Origin of the sequence: Salinisphaera sp. RV14 (assembly GCF_052044135.1) — a bacterium.
Classification (GTDB): Bacteria; Pseudomonadota; Gammaproteobacteria; order Nevskiales; family Salinisphaeraceae; genus Salinisphaera.
In genome coordinates this window covers 1-569 of record NZ_JBQDYF010000059.1, presented here as the reverse complement: position 1 = coordinate 569, position 569 = coordinate 1, and the positions used below count along the sequence as shown (strand labels likewise).

Below are 569 nucleotides of genomic sequence, written 5' to 3'. Positions count from 1 at the left end.
TCCACCAACCCCATCCTTCCGGCGGCATAACCGATAAGCCAATCTCTCCGCTGTCGCTATTGACGGAGAGATTGAGATGTCGGAGACAAGGAAATACTGGTCGCAGCACCTGGCGGCCATTGCGGCCGAGGGGATCACGACCCGCGGCTATGCCGAGCGGGAAGGCCTGTCGGCCGACTCGCTGTATTATTGGCGGCGACGCCTGAAGAGGGATGCCGCCGCTTCGGGCCCGCCGGCGGCCGGTCGGCCCACGGGTCGGCAATTGGTCCCGGTACAGATCATGGGGCGTCCCCCGTCAGGCCCGGCGTGCACTCTGGCGATTGGCCCGGACGTTCAGCTGACGCTGGATCAACTGCCGGATCCGCAGTGGCTGGCCTCCCTGGCGGCGGCCACCGCCGGCCGGGGGCACTGATGCACCCCGGCAGCCAGATCGGGGGCGTATACCTGCACTGCGCGCCGGTGGACTTTCGAAAGCAGATCAACGGACTGGCGGCCATCGTCGAACAGGAACTGGACGTCAGCCCGTTCGGCGATACGCTGTTTGTCTTCATCAACCGACGGCGCACCGG

General features: G+C 66.3%; 2 protein-coding genes. Both read left to right on the top strand.

Going from position 1 to position 569, the window contains the following annotated elements; genetic code table 11:
* Nucleotides 1–76: 76 nt before the first annotated feature.
* Nucleotides 77–412, top strand: coding sequence for an IS66 family insertion sequence element accessory protein TnpA (tnpA, locus tag ACS8Y6_RS18415; RefSeq protein ID WP_440856248.1), 336 nt, complete (start codon nt 77–79; stop codon nt 410–412).
* The coding region (tnpB, locus tag ACS8Y6_RS18410) for an IS66 family insertion sequence element accessory protein TnpB (RefSeq protein ID WP_440856249.1) at nt 412–569 on the top strand (158 nt) is incomplete at its 3' end. The genes tnpA and tnpB, both read left to right, overlap by 1 nt.